General features: G+C 52.0%; 16 protein-coding genes, 14 tRNA genes and 1 rRNA gene. 24 read left to right on the forward strand and 7 right to left on the reverse strand.

Features of this window, described 5'->3' with window-relative positions; genetic code table 11:
- The first annotated feature begins 175 nt into the window (after positions 1–175).
- The 16 genes from rrf (at position 176) to ACI48J_RS01215 (ending at position 4,164) form a co-directional block, all read left to right on the forward strand.
- Positions 176–292 (forward strand): 5S ribosomal RNA (gene rrf / locus ACI48J_RS01140).
- Positions 293–342: 50 nt separating this feature from the next.
- Positions 343–434 (forward strand) — tRNA-Ser (locus ACI48J_RS01145).
- A 7-nt stretch (positions 435–441) separates the two neighbouring features.
- Positions 442–515, forward strand: a tRNA-Met gene (locus tag ACI48J_RS01150).
- An 11-nt stretch (positions 516–526) separates the two neighbouring features.
- Positions 527–598, forward strand: a tRNA-Glu gene (locus tag ACI48J_RS01155).
- 45 nt (positions 599–643) lie between these two features.
- Positions 644–719, forward strand: a tRNA-Val gene (locus ACI48J_RS01160).
- Between the two features lie 17 nt (positions 720–736).
- Positions 737–813: transfer RNA gene (locus tag ACI48J_RS01165), tRNA-Met, on the forward strand.
- Positions 814–821: 8 nt separating this feature from the next.
- Positions 822–898 (forward strand) — tRNA-Asp (locus ACI48J_RS01170).
- Between the two features lie 24 nt (positions 899–922).
- Positions 923–998: transfer RNA gene (locus ACI48J_RS01175), tRNA-His, on the forward strand.
- 25 nt (positions 999–1,023) lie between these two features.
- Positions 1,024–1,098 (forward strand) — tRNA-Gln (locus ACI48J_RS01180).
- 9 nt (positions 1,099–1,107) lie between these two features.
- A tRNA-Lys gene (locus ACI48J_RS01185) sits at positions 1,108–1,183 on the forward strand.
- A 14-nt stretch (positions 1,184–1,197) separates the two neighbouring features.
- A tRNA-Leu gene (locus ACI48J_RS01190) sits at positions 1,198–1,281 on the forward strand.
- A gap of 7 nt (positions 1,282–1,288) precedes the next feature.
- Positions 1,289–1,363, forward strand: a tRNA-Gly gene (locus ACI48J_RS01195).
- An 11-nt stretch (positions 1,364–1,374) separates the two neighbouring features.
- Positions 1,375–1,451: transfer RNA gene (locus tag ACI48J_RS01200), tRNA-Arg, on the forward strand.
- A 10-nt stretch (positions 1,452–1,461) separates the two neighbouring features.
- Positions 1,462–1,535 (forward strand) — tRNA-Pro (locus ACI48J_RS01205).
- 7 nt (positions 1,536–1,542) lie between these two features.
- A tRNA-Arg gene (locus ACI48J_RS01210) sits at positions 1,543–1,616 on the forward strand.
- A 385-nt stretch (positions 1,617–2,001) separates the two neighbouring features.
- Positions 2,002–4,164 carry a methyl-accepting chemotaxis protein gene (locus ACI48J_RS01215; protein WP_405081319.1) on the forward strand — a complete coding sequence of 721 codons (2,163 nt, stop codon included), beginning with the start codon at positions 2,002–2,004 and terminating at the stop codon, positions 4,162–4,164.
- Between the two features lie 204 nt (positions 4,165–4,368).
- Here the strand turns inward: ACI48J_RS01215 and ACI48J_RS01220 are convergent, their stop codons facing one another.
- The 4 genes from ACI48J_RS01220 to ACI48J_RS01235 form a co-directional block, all read right to left on the reverse strand.
- A complete protein-coding gene (locus ACI48J_RS01220; protein ID WP_405081320.1) occupies positions 4,369–7,254 on the reverse strand; it encodes an ATP-binding protein in 2,886 nt (961 codons plus the stop codon).
- Between the two features lie 426 nt (positions 7,255–7,680).
- Positions 7,681–7,734 (reverse strand): hypothetical protein, encoded by a 54-nt coding sequence (locus ACI48J_RS01225; RefSeq protein WP_367869717.1) that lies wholly within the window; start codon positions 7,732–7,734, stop codon positions 7,681–7,683.
- A gap of 139 nt (positions 7,735–7,873) precedes the next feature.
- Complete coding sequence (locus tag ACI48J_RS01230) at positions 7,874–10,756, reverse strand: DEAD/DEAH box helicase (protein ID WP_405081321.1); 2,883 nt, start codon at positions 10,754–10,756, stop codon at positions 7,874–7,876.
- Positions 10,753–12,342 (reverse strand): SWIM zinc finger family protein, encoded by a 1,590-nt coding sequence (locus ACI48J_RS01235; RefSeq protein ID WP_326050991.1) that lies wholly within the window; start codon positions 12,340–12,342, stop codon positions 10,753–10,755. The genes ACI48J_RS01230 and ACI48J_RS01235 overlap by 4 nt, the downstream gene beginning before the upstream one ends.
- A 420-nt stretch (positions 12,343–12,762) precedes the next feature.
- On the opposite strand from ACI48J_RS01235, the gene ACI48J_RS01240 reads away from it, so the two are divergent.
- Together ACI48J_RS01240 and recQ are read left to right on the forward strand one after the other, a co-directional pair.
- Complete coding sequence (locus tag ACI48J_RS01240) at positions 12,763–13,062, forward strand: hypothetical protein (RefSeq protein WP_405081322.1); 300 nt, start codon at positions 12,763–12,765, stop codon at positions 13,060–13,062.
- Positions 13,063–13,136: 74 nt separating this feature from the next.
- The gene (recQ, locus tag ACI48J_RS01245; protein WP_042235144.1) at positions 13,137–14,936 is read left to right on the forward strand and encodes a DNA helicase RecQ; all 1,800 of its coding nucleotides are present in this window, start codon (positions 13,137–13,139) and stop codon (positions 14,934–14,936) included.
- A 1,068-nt stretch (positions 14,937–16,004) separates the two neighbouring features.
- Here recQ and ACI48J_RS01250 read toward each other — a convergent pair.
- A complete protein-coding gene (locus tag ACI48J_RS01250) occupies positions 16,005–16,172 on the reverse strand; it encodes a hypothetical protein (protein ID WP_405081323.1) in 168 nt (55 codons plus the stop codon).
- Between the two features lie 1,390 nt (positions 16,173–17,562).
- Here ACI48J_RS01250 and ACI48J_RS01255 point away from each other — a divergent pair.
- The 3 genes from ACI48J_RS01255 (at position 17,563) to ACI48J_RS01265 (ending at position 20,427) form a co-directional block, all read left to right on the forward strand.
- Entirely contained in the window at positions 17,563–18,570 is a 1,008-nt protein-coding gene (locus ACI48J_RS01255; RefSeq protein ID WP_405081325.1) for a sensor histidine kinase, read from the forward strand.
- A 20-nt stretch (positions 18,571–18,590) separates the two neighbouring features.
- Complete coding sequence (locus tag ACI48J_RS01260; protein WP_009671588.1) at positions 18,591–18,890, forward strand: 4a-hydroxytetrahydrobiopterin dehydratase; 300 nt, start codon at positions 18,591–18,593, stop codon at positions 18,888–18,890.
- Positions 18,891–19,041: 151 nt separating this feature from the next.
- Positions 19,042–20,427: a molybdopterin-dependent oxidoreductase gene (locus tag ACI48J_RS01265; protein WP_405081327.1), complete on the forward strand. Its 1,386-nt coding sequence runs from the start codon at positions 19,042–19,044 to the stop codon at positions 20,425–20,427.
- Between the two features lie 234 nt (positions 20,428–20,661).
- Here the strand turns inward: ACI48J_RS01265 and ACI48J_RS01270 are convergent, their stop codons facing one another.
- Both ACI48J_RS01270 and ACI48J_RS01275 read right to left on the reverse strand, forming a co-directional pair.
- On the reverse strand, positions 20,662–21,153 hold the full coding sequence (locus ACI48J_RS01270; protein WP_326050997.1) for a GNAT family N-acetyltransferase: 492 nt from the start codon (positions 21,151–21,153) through the stop codon (positions 20,662–20,664).
- Between the two features lie 267 nt (positions 21,154–21,420).
- Positions 21,421–21,864 carry a MarR family transcriptional regulator gene (locus ACI48J_RS01275; RefSeq protein ID WP_326050998.1) on the reverse strand — a complete coding sequence of 148 codons (444 nt, stop codon included), beginning with the start codon at positions 21,862–21,864 and terminating at the stop codon, positions 21,421–21,423.
- A 245-nt stretch (positions 21,865–22,109) separates the two neighbouring features.
- On the opposite strand from ACI48J_RS01275, the gene ACI48J_RS01280 reads away from it, so the two are divergent.
- From ACI48J_RS01280 to ACI48J_RS01290, 3 genes are all read left to right on the forward strand, one after another.
- Positions 22,110–22,580 (forward strand): GNAT family N-acetyltransferase, encoded by a 471-nt coding sequence (locus tag ACI48J_RS01280; protein WP_326050999.1) that lies wholly within the window; start codon positions 22,110–22,112, stop codon positions 22,578–22,580.
- Between the two features lie 126 nt (positions 22,581–22,706).
- On the forward strand, positions 22,707–23,552 hold the full coding sequence (locus tag ACI48J_RS01285; protein ID WP_405081329.1) for a sulfurtransferase: 846 nt from the start codon (positions 22,707–22,709) through the stop codon (positions 23,550–23,552).
- A 605-nt stretch (positions 23,553–24,157) separates the two neighbouring features.
- Entirely contained in the window at positions 24,158–25,549 is a 1,392-nt protein-coding gene (locus ACI48J_RS01290; RefSeq protein ID WP_405083163.1) for a hypothetical protein, read from the forward strand.
- Positions 25,550–25,648 lie beyond the last annotated feature (99 nt).

Genomic DNA, 25,648 nt, shown 5'->3' on the forward strand with positions numbered 1-25,648 from the left:
AATCTGTACGACAGTACAGGTTACATCGAAAGCATATGCTTAGGCCTTTCCGACAGGAAAATGCCGCATCACAAGCATACCCTGGGTATGCACCATAAGATCTTTGGATGGATCGACTGCACGTTTCGCTGCTAGTTTTCAGGGAGCAACCCTGGTGTGTCTGAACAGACACCTGTTTGGTGACGATGGCGGAAGGGAACCACGCGTACCCATCCCGAACACGACCGTTAAGCCTTCCAGCGCCGATGGTACTTGGACCGAAGGGTCCTGGGAGAGTAGGACGTTGCCAAGCAGTCCCACAACTGTGGGTTTTTTTATGGGATTTTGTCTCGTATGCACAATGGAGAGGTGTCCGAGCTGGCCGAAGGAGCACGATTGGAAATCGTGTAGGCGCCAAAAGCGTCTCGAGGGTTCGAATCCCTCTCTCTCCGCCAGTATTAAGGCGGCGTAGCTCAGCTGGCTAGAGCGTACGGTTCATACCCGTGAGGTCGGGGGTTCGAGCCCCTCCGCCGCTATAGATACATAAGGCCCGTTGGTCAAGGGGTTAAGACACCTCCCTTTCACGGAGGTAACAGGGGTTCGAATCCCCTACGGGTCATTTACCTTTCTTAAGGTAAGAAGTAGTACTGCAAGATCCAATTATGGACGCTTAGCTCAGCTGGGAGAGCATCTGCCTTACAAGCAGAGGGTCGGCGGTTCGATCCCGTCAGCGTCCACCATATATGCTTTTTACTGACGCGGGGTGGAGCAGCCCGGTAGCTCGTCGGGCTCATAACCCGAAGGCCGCAGGTTCAAATCCTGCCCCCGCAACCAATTTATATGGAGCTGTGGTGTAGAGGCCTAACATGCCTGCCTGTCACGCAGGAGACCGCGGGTTCGAATCCCGTCAGCTCCGCCATTTTTAACAACGCTAGTTTTTGTGGCGGTCGTGGCGAAGTGGTTAACGCATCGGTTTGTGGATCCGACATTCGGGGGTTCAATTCCCCTCGTCCGCCCCATTACCTTGATATGAGCTTTAAATATTGGGGGTTAGCCAAGCGGTAAGGCAACGGACTTTGACTCCGTCATGCATAGGTTCAAATCCTATACCCCCAGCCATTTAGTTATGAGCCATTAGCTCAGTTGGTAGAGCACCTGACTTTTAATCAGGGTGTCGAAGGTTCGAGTCCTTCATGGCTCACCATGATTGTTTTATGTGCGCGTGTGGCGGAATTGGCAGACGCACTAGACTTAGGATCTAGCGTCTTTGACGTGGGGGTTCAAGTCCCTCCACGCGCACCAGATTTATGCGGAAGTGGCTCAGCGGTAGAGCATCGCCTTGCCAAGGCGAGGGTCGCGGGTTCGATTCCCGTCTTCCGCTCCATAATTTCATACGTGCCCTTAGCTCAGCTGGATAGAGCGTTTGACTACGAATCAAAAGGCCGGGAGTTCGAATCTCTCAGGGCACGCCATTATTACTTTCGGGACGTAGCTCAGCTTGGTAGAGCACCTGGTTTGGGACCAGGGGGTCGCATGTTCAAATCGTGTCGTCCCGATACGTCTGTCCCAGTAGCTCAGTTGGATAGAGCAACGGCCTTCTAAGCCGTGTGTCGGGGGTTCGAATCCCTCCTGGGACGTCACAGGAAGCGCAGATCTTACAGGATCTGCGCTTCTTTTGTTATCATCGTTTTTTCCTTGGAAGATGCTAATTGTTGTCCTCTTTCCACAGCTTGTGGCTTACTTTGTGCAGCTCTTTTCTACGTTTAAGCGATGAGCTGTATATTTTTTAAAACGAATAATGAAAGGGTTATCATACATTTATTGATCGGGATTTTAGTGTTTTTTGGTCTGAAAAACCTCACTTCCTATGTTATTTGATGTAAATTTTATGTTTATTTGTTGACCATTGTTCAAAACTTTTAACCCAATTAAACCGATATAATTGATTAGGACATAGAAAATGGATGTCATCTCTTTTAGGTAAACACATAGAAGCTAAACATGAAGAGGGGGATTAAAGAGATGAAAAAGCAACTGCTAACGAAAAGCTTTAAAGGATTGAACCGGAACTCGCTAAAGGTGAAGATTCCGCTTCTTTTATTAATTCTGGCTTTGGTTCCGCTGCTTGTCTCGGAATATTTTCTCAGTAATCAATTCACATCGGTACTCCGGAAAAGCATAGAGGAGAATCAAGTGAAGATAACCACGTATACGGCCGATTACATATCTTCGACACTTGTCCAGAAAGTATCGACGGTTCAAAGTGTGATCCAAAATCATACTGAAATCGGCACTCAAACGGAGGCACAAAAAATCGCGATTCTTAAAACGATGTCGGAGAACGACACCGAGGTGAAGATTGCTCTGTTTGTGGATAAAGACGGACAAGCGATCGACCAGAACGGCAAGAAAAGCAGTCTCGCGAATGACGAGACGTTTAAAAGCGTCAAAGATACGAAGAAACGGGTTGTGTCCGATATTATAAAGGACTCCAGCTCCAATCAATATTCTTTGAAGGTCAGCGCGCCTGTCATAGGGACAGATGGACAATTCGCAGGTATGCTGCAAACCGCCATAAATCCGAGCCGGATGATCAGTCAGGTCAACAAGGTAAAGATTGGCGAAACCGGGTATGCGTATCTTATGTCCAAAGAAGGCATCTATATGGTTCATCCTCAGGTGGACCGTATCGGTAAGCCGTTATCGGATATAGCGACCCCGGAAAGACTGGAGCTCTACAAAAAGACGGTACTTGTTAAAGAGCAGGGACAAGTGGCTTATAAGGAAAAGGATAATACGGACAAGGTCGCGGCTTATGAAGAAATCAAGGTTCCCGGCTGGCGCCTAGTCGTAACGGGAAACACGGATGAGATTTACTCGCAGGTCGATCAGGTAAATTTCGTCGCCAAGATCATCGTCCTCATATCCGCTGTTGTAGTAGTAGCCGCCGCTATCTGGCTGTCTACGTTTATTTTGAAGCCTCTTCTCGGTATTTCCGTTATGATGAAACGGATCGCCGGAGGAGACTTGTCCAGAAGGATAAAGGTACAATCGCAGGATGAGATGGGAGACGTGCAGCAGAACATCAACGAGATGCTGAATTCCTTCTCTGCGCTTCTCCAGAAGTTAAGCATGGCGATAGAGCATATGGCGGCATCGTCCCAACAGTTAAGCGCTATTGCAACCCAATCTGCGGATGTTTCCCAGAATGTGAATCAGACCGTCCTGGTTATGGTAAAAGGGGCCGAGACGCAATTCGAAACGGCTGAACAGACAACGGAGGCCATGAATGAAATGGCGGCGGGTGTGACCAAAATTGCGGATTCCGCCTCCACCGTGTCGGAAGTCGCGCAGGGAGCCGTGCAAAGAGTAAATCAGGGCTCCAGGGACATGCAAGATGCGATTCACCAAATCCAACAGGCAAGCGAAGCGGTAGAAGCGACTTCTCTGACTATAAAGGCGCTGGAGGAAAGCTCAGCCCGTATTTATCAAGTAGTCGGGTTTATATCGGAAATCGCTAAACAGACGAATTTGCTAGCTTTAAACGCTTCTATCGAGGCGGCGCGTGCGGGCGAGCATGGAAGAGGATTCGCCGTGGTTGCACAGGAAGTGAAAAATCTCGCGGAGCAAACCTCCGGGGCAACGGTCCAAATCAACGATACGATCAAACAAGTCCTGTCGGCCACCAAACAGGCCGCCGCGTCGATGTCGCACGGCAAAGCCGAAGTGGACCGGGGCGTGGAGCAGGTACGCAATACGGATAGGGTGTTTGAGGATATTCTCGAGACCGTATCGTCGATTAACGGACAAATCCAGGAAGTTTCCGCGGCGGCACAACAAATTTCGGCAGGTACCGAAGAAGTTGCGGCTTCCATGCAGGAGACCGTTCAAATTTCCAGAGATTCGCTTGGTAAAATGAACGGCATGTCCCGTTCCACGGAAGAGCAGCATGCGGGTATGAAAGAGATCGTCACCTCCGCATCCGAGCTTACCCGGTTAGCTTCCGAGCTCCAGGAACTGTCCGGCAAGTTTACTGTAGAGAGAGACGCATCCGCAGACGAATCCGACGACAAAGAGCTCAGGAGCAAAAAGGTCAAGCAGCCGAAACCGAAACGGCAGAAGCCGGACAAACCGGTCAAATCGGCCAAGAAAGGCGAAGTGGATAAGGGCAATACACAGAAATAGAGTGTGACCGATTGGAGTAGGGTTGAAGCGCATCAAAGGAGTAAATCCGAAACATATGTGCATTTAAGATTTGTCCAGATTGGCCGCAGAAATAGATCTGAACGCAGCAGCCTGAAGTAAATCAACGACTGACAGATCAAACAACAAAGAAGCTATCACCGGATCACCGGGATAGCTTCTTGTTGTTTTTTTAAAATACAAAGGTCAGGATTCCTTCTCTTCATCTTCCGTTTCGATCTCAAATTCAATGGTGTCGGCGTTTACTCTGACATCGTGCACTTTAATTCCGTTACGCGCCAAGGAGGACGTGATTAGATTGCGGTCTTGCGACGGAAAGACATAGGAAGGTTTGTCCCTGTTGCTGAGAAGATCCTGAGCGACTTGAATGAGTCTTTCCATGGTGAACGGCTTCCGCATGAACTTCTCGATATCTTTCTCGTGGTAATCGAGAGGCGGCTCCAAAGCGGTGGAAACAATGACAGGCGTCCGGTTATAAACGGGATGGTGGTAGAGTTCCGAAATGAAATCCCATCCCGTCAAGCTGCCTTCCAGATGAATGTCCACGATGAAGAGCAGCGGCGCTTCCGTCGTTTTACGCTTTAAGGAGAGAATGCCTTCCTCCGCGGAACGGAGCTGAACGGAAGGAAGCTGAAGCTTCGCAAGCGCGACCTGGATCAGTTTAGCGAGGTTGTCGTCGTCCTCGAAAATAACGATTTTGTTATTTAGCGAGACCATTTCAAACGGAACCAGCTCGACTGTAAAGGTAGACCCTTTCCCCATCTGGGAACGGAAGGTGAGCTTACCCTGATGGCCTTCCACAATCTCTTTGACGATGGCGAGTCCTAGTCCGGTACCGCCGATTTGCCTGCGGTCGGAATTATCTACCCGGTAGAACTTGGAGAAAAGGTGCTCTTTCGCCTCTTCCGGAATTCCGAGCCCGTAGTCGGTCACATCAATGAAAACGGAACCGCCGCTTTCGCGGATCTGCAGATCTACCCGTTCCGCACCCGGCGAATATTTGATCGCATTGCTGAGCAGGTTCTGAACGACCTGGCGGAGCCGGTCGCTGTCCCCGCGGACCCAAACTTCCGCCGGCGACAGGACGGATACCACAATGTCATGGTTTTGTTTGTCCTGCCATTTCTCGACGATATCGTAAACGAGCTCTTTCGTATCCACCGGGGCAAAATGATACACCTGGCGGCCGGATTCCATCCGCTGGAGATCGAGAAAATCGTTAATGAGATTGGCGAGACGCGTAGCCTCTTTAAAAATGGTATCCAGGTATTTTTGCTGTTTTTCGCGTGGAAGCTCACGGTGGATGAGGATCTCGATGAAACCTAGCACGCTGGCCAGCGGCGTACGAAGCTCGTGAGACACGATACTGACGAACTCGTTTTTCATGGCATCAATACGCTCTTCTTCCGTCCGGTCGCGGAACACAAACAGATAACCGGCTTCATCGCTATCGTTCTCGCCGACCGAGGTGGCGTAAATCTCCGTGAACTGCGGCTCTTCTCCGTTCATAAAGGTGAAGCGCTCGTTAAGCTGGTTGATATCGCCGTCAAACAGCGCTTTAATGGACTGCGAAACGCCTGTGAATCCGCTTGACGCCGCGGCGATTTCCCGGCAGGAATCCACGAAGTCGTGTCCGATCTGCTCGTCCAGATGGAAAAACTTATGCATCTGATTGTTTGCAATCAGAATTTTACCGTGTTTGTCGCACATCATCATGCCTTCATGCGCCGCTTCCAGAATCCCTTCGATAAGATCGCGCTGGGACTCGATATACTGCTTCTCCAAAACGAGCTGATCGTTAAGCTCTTCCAGATGCGCAGCCTGCTTGCGGCGCTCGTCGTTCATAATCTGGGCGTAAAACGCCAGATCGAACTGACGGATCAGACCCAGCGTCAGCCGCTCCTTCTCTTCATGCCGGTCGAAGCCGTGGAAGTTGGTCAGGAGCAGGAAGCCGATCACCTGCTGCCGGTCATCCTGCAAAGGGAAGTAATGATCGACGGCAACGGAAATGCCGTCATGAAATCCCCGCTCCGCCTCGGTCGCTTCCCGCTTCTGAACGAAAGCGCAGCCTTCGTCGAACACACGCTGAGACGCTCCGTAAAGCTCGCTCTGGGCCCTGGAGGCGAAGCTGCGAGGATAGCCGCTGGAGAAGAGAACCTCATAGCGTTCGGCCTCCTTGCTCTTCAGAACGACAAGAGCCGCGTCATAACTGACGGAATCGAGAAGGGCAGGTATCGAATGCTGCAGGAATTGCCTCAGCTCCGTAAAGCCCGTCAGCTTCTCCTGATAATTCGAGATCAGCTCCAGCTCCCGTTCGCGGTCGGACAGCTTAGCCAGCGTAATCTGCTGCTCTTCCTGCTGGGCGATAATTTCCTCGTTCTGGGCTTCCAGACTTTCCGCCATGAACCGGTAGGTTTCCTCGCTCTTGCGGAGCTGAGATTCCGCGCGGCTGGCGCGCAGCTGGATCAGACCTGACCAGATTCCGATTAGGATACCGAGAATGCCGCCGCCCAAAATGATCATCCGCGAAACGGACCCGGCTCTCTTAATGGAGTCGTGGGAAGAATCGCTGATTTTGTTCAACACTTCCAGGATGCTCGTGTGCAGGGCCCTATACTGGTCCATATATTGTTTGCCGATATTGATGCGTCCTTGGGCTTCCTGTATTTTATTCGCCTGCACAAGCTCGATTTGGGAGGCATAAAATGCAAGCATTTTCTGAATGTGCGGATTCACTTGAGTCTGTATAAGGAGACGGAGATCGTCATGACCCGATTCCAGCGTGCGAATGATTCCCAGGTCTTTCTGAAGGGCCGCTTTGCCATCCTCGTATGGCTCCAGATATTTCGAGTCGCCGGAGATCAGATAGCCGCGTATGCCCGTTTCCTGGTTGAGCAGGTCTTGAAGAAGATTGCTGGCCGCCGAGATGACGGGAATGGCGTCTTCCATAACCGCATCGCTCTGCCGCTCCATATTCAATGAGGATATGTAACTGGAAGTTCCGACGAGAGCAAGAAGCAGAACGATGGCAATCACGTACGAAAGAGATAAGCGCGAGCGGTTGAATTTCATGCGTTCACCTGGTTTCTGATAATAATTCTGGAAAAATCCAGCAACTGTCCACATTCGACAAGAAAAGACGGAATCCTGCATAAAACGAGCAAGCTTTTCGTCATTGTTCTCCAGAGCGAAATGGAGTAAAATGGAAGTAGGCCAAGCCGTAATGCCGACCCGGATTCAGGGATTTAAGGAAGAATTGATTTTGTTTTGCCGATGCACTGTGTTAAAATACGGGTAACTAACGTATAGATGGATTATGTGCGCGTGCAGCCGTGGCACTTTTGTATTTTTATGCATAAGCTATACCGTTCTCCATGCCAAAAAGACCGCGGATGCGGGGGCATCTGCGGTCTTTTTCAATAGCTCGCCCTTCAAGGGTGATCAGCTGCATATGGTGTGACGAAGATAGACCTCCAAGGCCGGTTGCCCAAGGGAGGTCTATTTCTTCTTCTGTGAAAGAATGAGAACCACTAAGCTCGCGAATGAGATCATCAGCGTCAAAGCGTCTTTAACTTCCACAGGGCATCACCTCCTACTCGAGAAGGTTAGCCGACCACCCTTGAAAATGCCTAGTCTATTGTAACTTTAGTATACCACCAATGTGGGAAAAGTTATAGCATTTTTTACCATTTCACCCATTCATCCATTCCATACGCAAAGAAAGCAGGTCACGCAGCTCGTCCGTAGACAGCTCCGTAATCCAATTCTCCCCGCTTCCCACAATTTGCTCGCTCAGGCCGAGCTTTCTCTCGATCATTTCGTCGATTTTCTCTTCCAGCGTACCGAGCGTAACGAATTTGTGCACCTGCACGTCCCGCGTCTGTCCGATCCGGAAAGCGCGGTCCGTCGCCTGGTTCTCCACGGCGGGATTCCACCAGCGGTCAAAATGAAAGACGTGATTGGCGGCCGTCAGGTTCAGACCGGTTCCGCCTGCTTTAAGCGACAGCAGAAAGACGGAGAACTGCTCTTCCAGGGGAAGCTCCGCGTTCTGAAAACGGGCGATCATCGCATCCCTTGTCTGCCGCGGAGTGCCTCCGTGCAGGAAGGAGACGGACTCGCTTAGCTCGCTTTGCAAAATTTCCTGGAGAAGATGGCCGGTCTCCACGAATTGGGTGAAGATCAGGCACTTATCGCCCTGCTGGCGCAGCTCCTGCACCATGTCGAGCAGACGCTCCACTTTGCCGGAGCGGTTGCGCCAATCGGTGCGAGGTCCCTCGCGCATAATGAGCGCAGGATGGTTGCAGATCTGCTTGAGCTTCGTCAAAGCGGCAAGAACATGCCCTCTGCGCTCCATCGGAGACATCGCGTCGACTTTCTCGAAGAGATCGCGGATGTAGTGCTCGTAGAGCGTACCCTGCTCGGCCGTAAGCGTCACGAACGTCTTCGACTCGTTCTTCTCCGGAAGATCGAGCTGGATGGCGGGGTCTTTCTTGATGCGGCGCATCAGGAAAGGCCGCACGAGGCGCTGTACCCCGGAGATCAGGCCGCTGTCGCGGGATTTCTCGATCGGCGTGACGAACCGCCGCGTAAACTGCGTGAGCGTGCCCAGATAGCCGGGATTGAGGAAATCGAAGATGGACCACAGCTCCGTCAGCCTGTTTTCCATCGGTGTCCCTGTCAGGGCGATCCGGTGAAGGCCCGAGAAACTGCGGATAGCAGCCGCTTGTTTCGTGTACGGGTTCTTGACGTTCTGGGCTTCGTCCAGACAGATGGAACTCCAGGACACCTCGCGCAATTCCTCCTCATCGAGATGGGAAAGCGTATACGAGGTGATGACCAGGTCTGCACCTTCTATGGATTCCGTGAAAAAGCTTCCTTTGGCGCGCTGCGGCCCGTAATGAATGTGAACGCGGAGGTTCGGGGCAAAACGGCGCAGCTCCATCTGCCAGTTCCCGATTACGGAGGTCGGACAGATGAGCAGGGAAGGCGCGTCGGGGGCTTCGGTTCCCTTCACCTGAAGCAGATAGGTGATGTACTGGATGGTCTTGCCGAGACCCATGTCGTCGGCAAGACAAGCTCCCAGGCCGAAGCGCCGCAGGAAGAGCAGCCACGTGCTGCCCTCCAGCTGATAAGGCCGCAGCGTCCCCAGGAACGAAGCCGGGGGATCGATGCGGGGCAGCTCGGCCGTGCGCGTGAGCTGCTGGAACAGCCGGCGGAGCTGGCCGGTCAGCTCGATCTCGACCGCAGGCGGCCGGTTGTCGGGATCGGCGGCTTCGTCCTCCGGTCCTTCCGGCTCTCCGCCCTTAGCACCGCCCAGCAGCTGGAGCTCCAGCACCTCGCGCAGCGTAAGCCCCTGCTGGCGGTCCGCTCTTGCGAGCAGCTCCTCCGCCTGGCGCAGGAACTGCGGGTCGAGCTGGACCCAGCGGCCGCGGATGCGGATGAGCTTGCGCTTCTCTTCGAGCAGCTGGAGGAACTCTTCCTCGCTCAGCTCGAAATCGTCGATGGCGACGCGCCAATCAAACTGCATGAGCTGGGTAAGTCCGAACATCGACTCGCCGCCTCCGCCGCCAAGCGAATTCTTGAGCTTGGCCTGGAGTTTGGGGCGCAGCTTGCGCGCCCGTTCCCACCAGGCGGGCAGCATGACGGCGAAACCCGCCTCCACAAGCCGCACGCTGCCTTCCGCGAGGAAGCGCCACGCCTCCTCGTCGCTCAGGCGCGTGCGCAGCTGCGGCGGCTCTCCTTCGTCCGCCGCGTTCAGCCACGGCAGAAGGCGCAGCCATCTGCCGACATCCCGCGGGACGCGTCCGAGGTCCGCGATCCAGGACTCCGGCAGGGCCAGCTCGCCTTCCAGCGGCTCGCCCGCCGGAGTCACGGCGCGCAGGACCGTGTCGTCGGAGCGGTCCTGCAGCAGGATCTGCAGCCTCCAGTCCGGGTCCCCTTCGGGTTCCATGAGCTGGAGGCTTGCGCGGAACGGCGTCGGATCGTGCTTCCAGCCGATCGACACGAGCCAGTCCTCTTCGTCCAGCCAAGTATCGGCCGGACGTGTGCCCAGGCGCAGCAGCGGATGCGCCTCTTCGAGCCGGCGGAGCGCCGCTTTGCGGGAGCCGTCCGCTTCGATCCAGGCGGGGATGAGCTGGTCGAGCCACAGCTCCGCCTGCGAGGTGACGGACGCGGCGGCTTCCCCTTCGAGCTGCAGCTTCCAGCTCAGGGTGCCCGTCTTCCACTGCTCGTAATCGGGAACGAAGCGTCCTGCGGCAAGCGCTTCCTTAACTTCGGGAGCGAGCTTCCGGAGATTCGTGGTGTCCGTATCCCAGCGGATGGAAAGATGCTTCACGGTATGCGGATCGCCGAAAAAATCCAGCGCCGTTAGTGCGGGCAAGGACAAGCCTTCGCGGTGCCCCCATTCGGTCGTTTCAATAAAGGTTCCGTAAAAGGAAGGGGCATGCCAGGCGAAAAGCAGGCCCTTCAGATCTTGTGCATCCCAGATGCCGCCGTTCTCCCGGGTTCCCCATACGAAGAAGGCGCCGGACGGCATCCAGACGGCATGAACCGTCAGCGGACTCGTTTCTATCATGGCAGCCAGCTTCCTTTCTCCAGTTCTTCCTGAAACGCGCGGAGGCGGACGAAGTGATCCGACAACCGGTTAATGTATGTCTCCCATTCACGCTTCCGCCCGAGGGTCGTGTAATAGCCGTGAAGCTTTTTCAGAAGGCGGACTGCGGTTTTATAGGACGTCCGGTTCTTCTCCAGCACGGACCGTTCCACGGCCTGATGGTACAGGGGGAGAAGGAGGGAAGGATCGGATTCCTCTACCGATCTCAGCTCCAGGGCATATAGGTTCTGGGGGCCGATCCGGTTGGCGATTTGCAGATCCACCCACTGCCGGTAGCGCTTCGTTTGAAGCAAATAGCCGGTGTAAACATAGTAGGAACGCGGAAGAAGCGTCTCCATGATGCGAACCCATTCGTCGTCCGCATTGGCATGCTTGGCGGCGTCCGTCCAGTATTGGCAGAGCAGGCGGAAGTCGTCCTGGGCCGCCGACTGCATGGTCGGAGCGAGCCAGCGGAGCCAGCTCAGCAAGGTGTCCCATTCGGCGCGTTCATGGCAGCGTCTCATATAGAGGATAAAATCTCTTGCTCTGCGCTGATGTAGAGCCTCCAGTCTAAGAAACGCCGCGTCCGGACTGTTCTCCATGAGGTCGAAATGAGCCCGGGCCACAAGCAGAACATCCTGCTTGCGGTTCCTGCGGCCCTCCTCCCGCTCCTGGAGCTGTTTATCCAGCCGTTCTTTCTCGCGCTTGATCCATTCCGCTTTCTTCGGCAGAGCCCACCATACCGCCCGGTAGGCATACAGCCAGTCGTTCGGTCCCTCTTTGCCCTGAAGGGCCAGAGAGGCCAGGCGGTTCAACGCTTCCGTCCAGCGTTTGGGGTGCTCTTTGACCGAGACCGGAAGTGCCGGTGAAGCCAGAAGCCGGTCCAGACGGGACAGGCAGTCGGCCGCGGCCGTTTTGGCGTTGGATTCATGATAGCCGGATAAGTAGGAACTTTTCGTATCACCAAAAAACTGTTCCATGCGGTGCATCACAAAAAAGGTCACGTGCAGGTCGTATAAAAGGCGGATGCCGTCCGGCCAGCCGGAGGCATAAGCTTGAAACCGCTCGAAAGCGGAAGTGACAAACAAATCGAACGAATACTGATGAGAAATCGAAAAACCGTGATACTGCGCTTCGAAAAAGCGGTGCCAATCTTCGGGAGAGCCTCCAGGCACCGGTTCGGAAGTGCGGCGTTTGGACTCGCGGTCCGCGTTCTTGGCGGGCTTCCGTTTCGTCGTCATCGCGCGCTTCAACTCTTGGACAAGCAGTTCAGGCCTGCCGTGAGGAACGTACAAGGCAAATATAACCGCTGCCATGTGTCTGCACGGTTTATCGAACGAGCAGGTGCAGTCACCTGCGCTGAAGCTTTCCAGGTCGATCGTGGTATGGTAACGGTCGTTGCCCCGTACCGATGCATGCACGACCGTTCCTCCCACAAGTTCCACGCCGCTCACGCGGCCTTTGTGATGAAACATCCAACCCCGTTCCATATCCTCGGGGTCCATGTGGGTCTGCATCTGCTTGATCAAGTAGTTCATTCTGTTCTTGGGTATTTGCAGTTCGAGCATTCCGTCTGAACCTCCGGGGTATCCTTATCTCTCCATAGTAACAGATTTTTTCCTGTTTTGCCCATTGGTTTAGGATTGGCTAATGGAGGATTTTTTAGACGTGCCGTCAAGATAAGCGAAAGGGGCCTCAGCCTTGTAAAAAAACCGCATCTGCCGGGAGGCGGCAGCCCTCGCTCGGGAGCACGCTTGCGCATGATCCGGCATGTAATAAAAAGAATAAACCGGCAGGAAAAAAGGGTGAGGCCGCCCGGGCCTTCCTACCATTTTACCACTATACGTCTGCTGATTCAGGAATTCGGTTAAAATAATAAAAAACGAACGCAGGTTTGGAAATTCAAACATCCCGGTGGTATACTGGGAACACAAGAGCAGGGCTCCGGAGCAGGAGCCTTTTCCACTTAAGGGAGGCACTCGATACGTATGGGGATCAAGTTCGGCAGAGAGTACGAAGACATCATCCGCGATTTGATGAACGGGCTTGGACATGTGGACGGGTTTTACGGATTTTTTGAAATGAGCGAGGCGGACTGGCATGAGCTTCCCCAGGAAGACCGTCAAGAATGCCTTCGAACGCTGGCCGACGATGTGTTCTACGGACTCGGTTCGGAGCCGCTGCTCCAGATTGCCGACGCGAAGGTACGCTATTTGAAGGATAGACACCTGATTCAGATCGACCATGACGATCAGGTTGTCACGATTGTGCGGCTTACATCCGCGTAGGCACGGATACGAAAGAGGTTCCGGTCTTTGAAGGCCGGGCCGCCCAGGAAAAGAAACAAGAGGTGCAATCTAACATGCTAGCCAAAGCGCAAGAGCTTCTGCAGCAGTATTACGGATATCCGGAATTCCGGGAAGGGCAGAAACGCATCATCAGCGCCCTCCTGGAAGGAAGGGATACACTCGGCATTATGCCGACAGGCGGCGGGAAATCGATCTGCTATCAGATCCCGGCGCTGATGATGGAGGGCGTAACGCTCGTCGTCTCGCCTCTCATCTCGCTGATGAAGGACCAGGTCGATGCTCTGCATACGGTCGGCATTCCGGCGACCTTCCTGAACAGCACGCTGGAAGCGGGAGAAGCCGGACGCCGCATCCGGGAAGCGATGCAGGGCAAGTACAAGCTGCTGTACATCGCGCCGGAGCGGCTTGAATCCGACTGGTTCCGCCAGTGGATGCATTCCATGAATATCTCCTTCGTTGCGATAGATGAGGCGCACTGCGTCTCGCAGTGGGGGCATGACTTCCGCCCCAGCTATGTCAATATAGCTCCGTTCGTACAGGACCTTCCGAGCCGTCCGCTCGTTGCGGCTTTTACCGCTACGGCGACGACGGAGGTCACGCAGGATATCGCCCGGCTGCTGGAACTCGACGATCCGGAGGTCGTGGTAACGGGCTTCGGCCGGAGCAATCTGGAGCTGTCCGTACTGCGGGGCGTCAACAAACGCGACTTTGTTTTCGACTATGCCAAGGCGCACACTCACCAGCCCGGCATCGTCTATGCCGCCACGCGTAAAGAGGTGGACGAGCTGTACGAGCAGCTGCGCCGCAAAGGGCTGGCCGCCGGACACTATCATGCCGGACTTTCCGACGAGGAGCGAGCACGCAATCAGGAGGCCTTTCTCTACGACGACGTGCGGGTGATGGTCGCCACGAACGCGTTCGGGATGGGGATCGACAAGTCCAACGTCCGGTACGTGATCCATTACAATATGCCGAAAAACATGGAGGCGTATTACCAGGAAGCGGGCCGTGCGGGCCGTGACGGCGATCCCAGCGAATGTATGCTGCTGTTCAGCGCCCAGGATATTCTGACGCAGAAATTTTTGATCGAACAGAATCAGCTTTCCCAGGACCGCAAGAGCAACGAATACAAGAAGCTGCAGACGATGATCGACTACTGCCACACACCGCGGTGTCTGCAAAATTATATTTTGCAGTATTTCGGAGATGAGGGCGAGCTTGTCCCCTGCGGCAACTGCAGCTCGTGCAAAGATGACCGTGAAACCGTCGATATTACGGTGGAAGCGCAGAAAATCTTCTCCTGTGTCCGCCGTATGCAGGAACGGTTCGGCATCTCGATGGTTGCCGGCGTCCTGAAAGGATCGAGAAACAAGAAGGTGCTTCAGTACAAGTTCGACAATCTGCCGACGTACGGCATTATGAAGGATCGGACCGAGAAAGAAATCGCCGATCTGATTAACGTGCTTATCGCCGAAGGGTACATGGGATTGTCCGAGGGGCAATATCCTGTGGTCCGGCTTCAAGCCCCGGCGGTGGAGGTTCTGCAGGGACGGGTCCAGGTGTTCCAGAAGGTCACCCCGAGCCAGCCGCTGGAGTCCGCCGTGGACAACATGCTGTTCGAGCAGCTGCGTCTGCTGCGCCGGGACATGGCCGCGAAGGAAAAAGTGCCGCCGTACATTATTTTCAACGATAGCACGCTTCGTGAGATGAGTGAACGCTGCCCGACGACCGAAGCCCAGATGCTCAAGATCAAAGGCGTCGGCGAGGTGAAGTTCCGCAATTACGGTCTTCCTTTCCTGGAGCTTTTGCAGGAGTATGTACGGGAGCAGGAGGCTTACGCGGGAGAGTTTTGATGTGAGGTAACGGACTTATTGTTTATAGGCACTTATAGGGCATTCTTTAAGGATAGTTGGACAAAAGCTTACGCTGATTCCAATTCTTCTTTAAAGAGTGCTTTTTTGTCATTAAAAGAGAAGCCCGCTTAGAAGCGGACTTCTCAGATTGCAGACAAACTCCCTGGTTTCCATCAAAATCAAGGGAGTTGTTTTATTTTTCAGCTAACACAAAAGCAGAATTTCTCATTATGTTACTTCTCTATTCGACAAAAAAGTCTGTAGTCCCTGTTCCTTTCGGAGCTTTGTTTAAGCTCTTGTCTTGTTCCCGGCTTTAGCTGAGAGCCAATAAATGAGGAATCCTATGTAATAGGCCAGTAAGTCATAAATATCTGATGTTGAATGTTTGTATAGGGGAGTTATATATTCCCAATAGAGTCCAACGGTCATAACAAAAAGGCTTAAACCGATAAAATTCATTATTTTCTTCTTCATAAAAATCAGAATTAGAATATTCGAATAGGATAAAAGAATGATGGGTGCAAGAATGTCATTATAATACCCGGTAAAAAACCAGTAAAGGATGGAGATTTGTTTCTTAAAATACATCTCATTCAATCCATACAGGACAAAGCACATCACAAAAATGATCAAATCATATTTGACCTGCATGAAATGCTGTTTAACCAGACTGCGTTCTAGCATATAGAAAGTATGACGACAGCTAAAATAATTCCGCCTGCAACTCCAAAAACAATTTTCACAAAATCACCCCTTATGAATCTAAAGTCCCATGACTATACTACCATAATATACATCCTTAAAAAAGCACATTTTGGATGAATTTACCTGATTGATCTATTGGTTGTTTGAAACATTCTTATTTGTAACTTGCCTCATCATCAGCTAAAACAAAGCAAACTCCCTTGTTTCTTTTGGAAACAAGGGAGTTTGTTTAAAAATCAGAGTTGGCTCTTGAGCGTACTCTGGTTTTTAAATGAAGATTTTAGAAGGAATTATTTATTGTATTTTGCACGATAAGACCTTCGGAAATTCTATACAGATATATACAAAAAAGGTATTATTAATCTAGTACCAGAAGTAACGCACTTTATTTTCTTTTTCATTATAAACATTTCTTAAAAGCTTTTGCTCCAAAGATGTAAGTGGTAAAAGATCATGCATTGGTTTACCCTTTTTTACTTGTTTAACGGCTGATTTTAATTCAAGTGTCCATGGCAACTGAACGATGTCCATTTGTAAGCCTCCTTATAAATTATCCTTATGCTCTAGACCAATTAAAGAACTAGGAGTGTTTAATATCATAAGAAAATTTTTGGTATTTGTACCCATCCTACTTTTTTGTATCCTTCAAGTTCATTTTTTTAAACTCACTTCTTATCCTTACTTGGGAGCCCATTTGGTTGCCTCTACAGAAGGATGGACTATTCAACAAATAGAGCAGTTAGGACGTGCTGATGATCTTGGTTTAAAAGTCGGGGACGTAATTAAAACTATAAACGGTAAAGATATTGAAGAGCATAAGCAATTTGTATTGTGGCATCAAATAGAACAAGCTCAAGAGATAGGTTTTTTGCGAGAAGGAATTGCACACCATGTAACATTTTCAATTGATTATTCTAATTTGCAGCGCCATGACATTAGTTCATTAATAATTGAACTCATTAGCCTACTCATTGCTTCCTTTGTCTTTCATAGAGGGCGTGACCGGCGTCTGGAATCAGCCTATTACCTGGCTTTTGTTTTTCTAACGATTGCGATTACATTTATGTCGCTTGGAGCATCTAACAGAGGTGACATATTAGGTAAGAATTTGATTGGAACGTTTATAGTATTAGTTCCAACTGTCTTTTTACACTTCCTTATCGTTTTTTTTAAAGAGAGAAACATCGTTGATTTTCCTAAAAAGATTTTAAAAATCTGGTATGCAATAATAGTAATTGGAACCATAAGCAGACTTAATTTTTTTGTAGATCCAATTGCTTATTATATCTATGAATATGATAATTACACCATTATTCCTTTTTTCCTGCTAAGTTTAATATCAAATTTCTGGTTTTTAGCAAAAGTTAATAATCATGTTAAAGAAAATCGTAGTTTAAAATCACTTATAAGGATTATTTGGTATTCAATTATTGTAAGTTTTGCACCTTTTTCTATTTTGTCTTTCTTGCCAATGCTTTTTATGCAAAGAGAGTTTGTTCATTCCTTTTATACTAGCTGGTTTGTACTGCTCTTTCCTTGCTCTTTTGCTTATTTGATCTTATCGAAAAAATTGTATGATATTGATTTATACCTTAGACGTATACTTTTTACGATATTAATATCTCTTATTCCAACTGGGATAACCGTATTTCTCGTTTCAATTTTATATCGCCAAAGTATAAGCTGGTTGGAAATAACGTACACATTTATCGTTGTTTTAGTTATTTTCTCCGTCTTTGCCTACACCATAGAATACTTCTCAACAAAACTCGAAAAATTCATGTTCCCGCGCAAATATTTTTTACAACAGTCTCTTAAGAAAATTTCCAGAGCTCTTGGATCGGTTACTAACTTTAACGCCCTTAAGGAAATCATCCTCAACGATATCGTCAATACGCTGGAAATCCACGGTGGGGCCATCGTGTTTGTTGAAAAGGACGGCATCCAAGTGATTACGGCGGGTGATATTGATGAGGAAGACGTAAAAACCTCTATGGAAAATGGAATATACAAAGGGGATAGGTATACCGCTTTTGAAATCAACTGTCACGAAGAATACCGGAGTTTCCTGGTTGTAACCGGCAAAAAATCCAACACTCATCTCGGTCAGGAAGACCAGCACTGGATCAATCTGATCGTCACTTACTTGTCCGCAAGTCTGGAGAACGTCTACCTCATCCGCAAGCTGACGCTGAAAATGTACGAGCTCATGGCTAACATCCCGAACGAGGAGGCGACGCCGGAGTTTGTATGGCTCCGCAAAACGATGTACGACATCCAGGAGAAGGAGCGCATCCGCATTGCGATGGATCTGCATGATACGACGATGCAGGATCTTTTTCTGCTCAAAAGAAGGCTGTACCCGATTCTCCAGCGTTTCCCCAAGATGACGGACGAGTACGGGCAGCTGACGGGGATTCTCACGCATATCGATTTGATCAACGAAAATTTGCGGCAGAGCTGCTTCGAGCTGAATCCTTATGTACTGCAAAAGACGGGGCTGGTCGGCAGCATCCGCAAACTGGTCGATGTGGAGAGTTCCTACAGCGAATTTCAGGTAGAGTTTATCGCGGACTGTACGGCGCAGATCGAGCTGCTTGAAGTCGAAAGAAAGAAGCACCTGTTCCGGGTGATCCAAGAGCTCCTCAATAATGCGAAGAAGCACTCGCAGGCCGAGCATGTCACGATCCGGCTGGTGGAGGAGAACAGTATCATCAGTCTGTTTTATGAGGACGACGGCGTAGGATTCGATCCCCAGTTAAAAGAGCTGAACCGCAAGAACCGGATTATTTCGGGAGCGGGCATCGGGCTGGATCAGATGCAGGGAAGGGTGCTGCTGATGAACGGTGAGTTCTACATGGATACCGAGCGTGGAAAAGGTGTACAAATCGAGATTCGAATCCCATTCCTGGAGGGTATTTCTGCTTAGAGGGGAAAGGAGGGAACACAATGGCTGCTGCAAACAAGCTTTCGTACGATCAGGTGGCCGTGAAGCTGGCCGGTTTGAATGGCTGGAATTTGCGGGACGAACGCACCATCGAGAAGACCTATGAATGCCGTGATTTCAAAACGGCCATTGATTTTGTCCGCCGCGTGGCCGATGTGGCAGAGTCTCTAAAGCATCATCCCTTTATCAAAGTGGACGATAGACGGGTCACAATGCAGCTCAGCACGCATGATGCCGGCGGTCTCACAGACCTTGATTTTACTTCAGCGGTACAATACGATGGTGTGCTTCCCGTAGCGTAGTTACCGGCTCAAGACCGGATGATAGATAGAGGACCGCTGTCTTGCGGTCTCTTTTTGTGGGGGGCGTGGCCGTTTGTTAAAATAGAAGAAAAACCATTCACATGAAATAACGTTAATCACGTTAACGGTGAAGCGGGAGGAGCAGGCCGGTATGGAACGTAAGAACAACTGGCTGTCGGCCGGGTTCGGCAAAAAGCTGAACCGGCTGCACGCCTGGAATGCCTGGGTCACGCTTGTTCTGGCCCTGACCGGCATCGTGCTCAGCATCGGCTGGATCCGCGGCGATCTGGGAGCTGTGCGTGTTGTGCTGAAGCAGGGGCACATCTGGCTCGGCGTCTTCTCCATCCTCCTGCTGGCGCTGTACGTGCCCCTGCTGCCCAAGCATCTGGGGCAGCTGCGCAAGCGCAGGAAAGCCGGGCAGCAGGGCAATCTCGCCGGCGTGCTGGTGTTTACGGCCGGCTGGATCGTCAGCGGCGTCATCCTGTGGCAGTTCCGCAGTCTGCCGCCGGTATGGAGCAATACGGCCCTGTTCATCCACGATGCTTTTACGTGGGTGGGCGTGCCGTATTTGCTCTACCACTCCGTCACCCGCAGCCGCTGGGTGAAGAAGCGCAGCGCGGAGCGGCCCGCGTCCGCATCGGAGTCGAGTCCGCCTGCACGGGCAGCCGAAGCCGCACGTCCGCAGGCGGATGCGCCGCAGCCCATCCTGCGCGCGGATACGGGCGCCGTCTTCCGCGACGAGACGCGGGATGCGGGCGGGGCGGCGACTCAGGCGAGCGCGTGGAGCGAGTCGCTGGGTAGGCGCATGACACGGGGCGCCTTCCTGAAGCTGGGCGCGGCGGCGGTTCTCGCGGTCGTGATCGGCCCATCGTTCGTCAGGTGGGCCCGCGGCAATCTCTTCGGCGGGGGAGGGCTGGAAGAGGCGGTGCGCTCGGATGCGAACCGCATGCTCCCGGCCCCCGTGCCGCTGGCGGAATCGTCGCCTCCCGTCGGCGGCGGGGCGAAAGGGGATTTCCGGATCTATACGGTAACGGAAATCCCCGCGTTTTCCTCCGACAACTGGACATTCAGTGTGTCGGGGATGGTCGACAAGCCGCTCCGGTTCACCTGGGAGGAGCTGCAGCAGGTGGAGCGCCTCGTCCAGGTCAGCGACTTTCATTGCGTGACCGGCTGGTCGGTGAACAGCGTGACCTGGGAGGGTATCAGGCTGTCCGAGCTGCTCCGCCAGGCAGGGATACAGCCCGGAGCCGGATTCGTGAAGTTCATCTCCGGGGACGGGGTTTATACCGACTGTCTCAGCCTGGAGCAGGCCCGTATGGATGAAGTGCTCGTCGCGCTGCTCATGGACGGCAAACCTATCCCGCAGCGGCTTGGAGGGCCTGTCCGCCTTATTGTCCCGAGTATGTATGCCTACAAATCGGTGAAGTGGCTGCAGAGCATCGAGCTGATCCGCGACGAGCATATCGGGTACTGGGAAGTGCGGGGGTACGAGAAAGACGCCTGGGTTCCGGCTTCCAGGCTGAAGAGAGGCGTCTAGTGCAGCTTGCGGACCTTTGGAAACCGGCGCGCCTGTTAGAAAGCAAAAAGGGAAGGGGTTATATCCTCCCTTCCCTTGCTGGACAACGATTGCAGATCGTTACAGCGTGTACAGCTTCTATCTCCGGCAGGCGATGGCTCCTCTTAATTGTAAACGCTCTCACCGCAAGACGGCGAAGGCCTATGCCAAAAGAAAGTCTGACGAGGAGATGGTCGGTGGCGCAGCCGGATAAGCTTACGCCTGCTCTGCTCCGTGAACCATACAGTGCATCATAGCCATGCCGGTCGGCGTCATCCGTTCGTACGTATCCGTGACGGCAAACCCCGCCCGGATGTAAGCTTTAATGGCCCGCTCGTTGCGCACGAGTACTTCCAAGTCAATTTCGTTGCCGGGATTCCGTCTGCGCGCTTCGGCAACCAGGCATTCCACGTAGGAGGGTCCGAGTCCCTGCCCGCACAGATCGGGGCGGATTCCGAGTCCCAGGCGGGTCACGCCCGTCAGAGGGAAAAATTGCGCAAACCCGCACAGCTCGTCCCGTTCATTGGTAATGGCCGCGTACTGCTTCTCACGGATACCGGGATCGGCGAATTCTTCCGCTCTCGCTGAAAGCTCTTCCCAGGAAGGCCAATTGTACACGCTGTAGGGGGCGGGGTAGGACCAGGTGCAGATGGCTTTCCCATCGGTTTCGGTAAAAGGGCGCACGCGCCATGAGGTTGCAAGAGTCATGTTTTGTCCGCCTTTGGTTAAAATAGGATTGGATCTATTATAGAACAGAATTCTGTATTAGAACAGGCTTGAAATTAACCTTATACAGACTAAGAACAGCCGTATGGAACGAATGCTGTGGTGAGGGAGGGGAAATTTCCGGAATAATCCGCTGAAAAGTAAAAACGGCCCCTTATCCCCGGTAATTGTCATAAGGAATAGGCCGTTATTGTGTATAAAGTATTTGGATGTGGAACCGCTTGCTTAGGAGGGACAGACATCGGCAAGTCAGTCTGCCGTTCCTTCTCCTTTATCGAGGTTGTCGATCATATGAGCGAAAATCCGCGACATATTGGTCATGTCATCGTCGGTTAAGCCCTGCATCATGCGTTTGATAATGCCGAGCCGATACTCACTCATTACTTTTACCATCTCGCGGCCCTTGTCTGTAACATCCAGGAACACGACGCGACGGTCTTCTTCCGTCCTAATCCGTTCCGCATAACCCCCGGCAATCAGTTTGTCCGACATTCCCGTGATAGCTCCCGCCGTAATAAACAGCGCTTCCGCCAGGCTCGATACTTTCTGGGGTCCTTCCTTGACCAGCTTTTCCAGAATAAGAAACTGCGATTTGGAAAAAGAGCGATCGACGTACTTCGTCCATTCATTGGACATTTTCCTCAAGAGCTGTCTGAAGGACTGTTCCATCTCAAGATAACCCTGTTCGGGCATGATCCATCTCCTTTACCGGGCATAAGATTCTAAAAGAAATCTTTAGATCTAAATCATATACCGCTATAGATATTTTTCTTATAGGGTTTCATATGGTAAACTTATACTTACCCCCGTTTATTATCTCCATTATAAAATACCTTGTCTATAAGGGCAAAAAGAAATCCCACATTTTTTGTCGATAAAAATCAAGTGACAGGAATGGAAATTTAAGGAATACTAAGGGTTAGAAGAGGAGGTTGTGTATGAGCCGTGTTGAAATACGCGAGGCGGAGCCGAACGACCGTGATGCTCTCCGCGGGTTGATGAATACTTATATTTACGATTTTTATCAATATCCGCGTCCGGAAGAAGAAAAGTTGGAGAACCTGTTGGATGTCTTGATGGAAAAGAAAGCAGGCACGCAGTTCGTCGCCGTGTACGACGGGGAGTTAGTCGGTTTCGCCACCTTATATTTTACATATAGTACGCTACGCACGGGCAAAGTCGTCATTATGAACGATCTGTTCGTGACGGAGAAATGCCGGATTCAGGGCGTCGGTACCAAATTGTTCCGTGCATGCAACCAGTATGCCGCTTATAATGGCTATGTGGCCATGCTTTGGGAAACGTCTAAGGCCAATGAGAATGCTCAGAAGTTTTATGAGAAAATGGGCGGAGAACGCGAAGAATGGTACCCTTACTCCATCAAGCCTGTCATCGGCGTAGGAGATTAGGCTGTCGGCCGGTTCCATAGCCGCAGCGGCTGCTGTTCTGCCGGAGAGGGGGCCGTTCTTCCCGCTCCGCCATGCGGTTTTAAACTCATTATGCAGCCTGCTAGGGCGGGGAGGACATTGATTCGGATGCGGAATATTGTCAGTTTGGAATGGCTTTACGAACACCTGCAGGACCCCGATCTTCTGATCGCGGACTGCCGGTTTGCGCTGGGTGAGCCGTGGAGCGGCCGCCAGGACTACAGCATCGACCATATCCCCGGTGCTTTCTACGTGGATCTGGAGGAAGACATGTCCGGCGAGAAGCGGGAGCACGGCGGCCGCCATCCTCTGCCGGACCTGGGCGCTTTCTCTATGCGCGCGAGCGCGATCGGAGTCGACGCCTCCAAGACGGTCGTCGCTTATGACGACCAGGGCGGAGCGATGGCAGCGAGGCTGTGGTGGATGCTGCGCTTTCTCGGTCATGAGCGCGTTTACGTGCTTGACCGCGGCTATTCGCAGTGGAAAGCGGCCGGTTACCCGGTAACGGCCGAGGCTCCGCAAGCAAGCCCGGCGACCTTCTCGCCGAAGGTTCAGCGGCACATGCTGGCGAGCATGGACGAGGTGAAGGCGAAGCTGGGCGAGAAGGGCACCGTCCTGATCGATTCGCGCGAGGGAGCCCGCTACCGCGGCGAGCAGGAAGCGATCGATCCGGTGGCGGGACACATCCCGGGCGCGCGGAACCGCTTCTGGAAGGACGCGCTCGACGCGGAAGGCTCCTGGCGGAGCGCCGAGGAGCAGAAGGAGAGATTCCGCGGGCTGGAGAACGCGGAAGAGCTGATCGTGTACTGCGGCTCCGGTGTAACCGCCTGCCCGAACGTGCTCGCGCTGGAGGAAGCCGGCATCCCGGGCGTGAAGCTGTACGCGGGAAGCTGGAGCGATTGGGTCAGCTATGCGGACAATCCGATTGCGGTCGGGGAAGAGGAGAAGGCGTAAGCAGTTATACAGGTTGTAACACGGAGTACGTCGTCGCTCATGTGACGATGTACTCCTTTGCTTTGTGTCCGGGAATATCGAGGGCATTTTGCACATGTATGCGATTCCACTTGATTCAACAACCTCACGCGCGAGAAACAGCAAGGTCATCCCTCGTGTGGTCCTTAAATCGGGAGAGCCGACAAGGGACTAATTCGCTTCTTGATTCCCGATCGATTATTTCACTTGCAGCCAGACGCGCAATCAGCGGCGCCAGCGTAATTGCAGAATGCATCACTGTCAGATAAAGTCCCTTTATGTGATCATGGAATTATCGGGACATCCAGTGGATAGTTGATGTGATCTCGGAGGAACTCGTATAGGCTAATTGATCGTTCGGGGATTATTTTATTGTTGAGTGAGAGCCCTCCATGTTAAAATTACGTTAGAAAAAACGAGTACGCGGACATTTAGCATACATAATTGGTTTTTGGATGGGATATTCCTTGAAGATAGTGACTGGAACCCAAACCCACCTTCGGCTGCTACCTACAGGGTGGTTTTTTTGCTTTATCTTACAGAAGAAGATGGCTTCCAGGTAAAGGAGAACGATCGTCTTGATCATTGTGCAGCTCAGCTACTTCGGACTCTTGTTTTGGTTCGGCTTATACATGGTTAATCGCGATGTAAGAAACATTCGGCTATTGCTGGCCGGTCTCGGCGTAATTGTTTGCTCGCTTGGTTTCGGGGTGACTTTACTGATGCCCTATAGCCAAGGGGACCCGTTTATGGCGCCGCCGCTCAGCACGGTAAGGGACATCTGCTTTTATCTGCCCTTGGTCTTGTGGCAAGGTGCCGTTCTATCTACTGTCTCCCGAGAGGAAGGTGAACGGAACGTATTATGGCAGCTATGGAGGTATGTTCTGACGGGGTTGACAGTAGGCATCGTGATTGGGCTGGCCTTCGCTGCTAATCCGGACATATACTTCGTTTCCAGCAAAGCAGCAGTATATGTGTTTTTTATCCTGATAACGGTGCTTTCCATATGGGGGGCGGTGTCCGGTGGGACTAAACGGTCTTTTCCCTTCTATGTCTTTAATTATGTGCCGTTTTTTGTATTTGCCTGTATGACGGTTTTGAATTTGTTTTTTCCTGAGGTTGTATGGAATAAGTGGACGCTTGTGGCCAACAGTGCCGGAATGCTGCTGTTTGGCGCATACACGATAGTCAAGGAGATCAGGGAGCAGGGGGAATCCTGGCTGCCGGATTTGTTCCGGTCTCTCGATTATTCCGTCTTTTTTACACTCATTTTTTCCGGTCAGGTCGCGCTTGTAAGTATACTCGGAACGGGGACGGGATTCGATTTTGCGACGCTGTTATCATTGATGGTCAGCATAATGGTTTCCATTGCATTCCAAGTGTATGTATATCCGATTCGTGCTTTGCTCGACAACATTGCTCTAATGACGTTCCCGAAGCTGCGCACGGAACGCTCCAAACTGCGTTTGGTCGAAAGCGTTCAGGTCCGTATTGATGACGATGCGAATCCGGAGGAGATGGACAATGAGGAATTCTACCGTCATATCCGGCGAGCGACTAGTAATTTGGGGAACTTGGAGCGATTGGCGGCAAGTCCGCTGGCGCAATTGGCGCTAATTGACGAGCGGCTTCGGAAATGCGGGACGGCGGATGGTGTAGTGGAACGTGCTAACGAGCTTAAGTCTTTGCTTATCGAAAGTATATTGCAAATGAAGCCACGCCCGGATGAAGCGTTCGGCACGACGGACGAATGGAAATTTTATAATGCTTTGTATTTTCCTTACGTCGCTGGCATTAAGCCGTATAGCGTGCGGTATTCGAACAATCAACTGGACGCTCCTTCCAAAGAAGCTTTGGAGTGGTTCCGTACCTGTGTGCCCGAGCGCACCTGCTATAATTGGCAGAACGCCGGCGCGCGTCTTATTGCGACAAGTCTAAAGGAGAAGAATGCCTTATTAAGGCGGAATAAAAATGAATGACATGGATGGCGGTTGTTTCCTTGGGAATACCCAGGGAAGCGGCCGCCTTTTTTTTGAACGAAAATAGGCAAGATTGGCACCAAACGGCAGTGAAAAGCA

Source organism: Paenibacillus chitinolyticus, assembly GCF_045038035.1.
GTDB classification, from domain to species: domain Bacteria; phylum Bacillota; class Bacilli; order Paenibacillales; family NBRC-103111; genus Paenibacillus_F; species Paenibacillus_F chitinolyticus_A.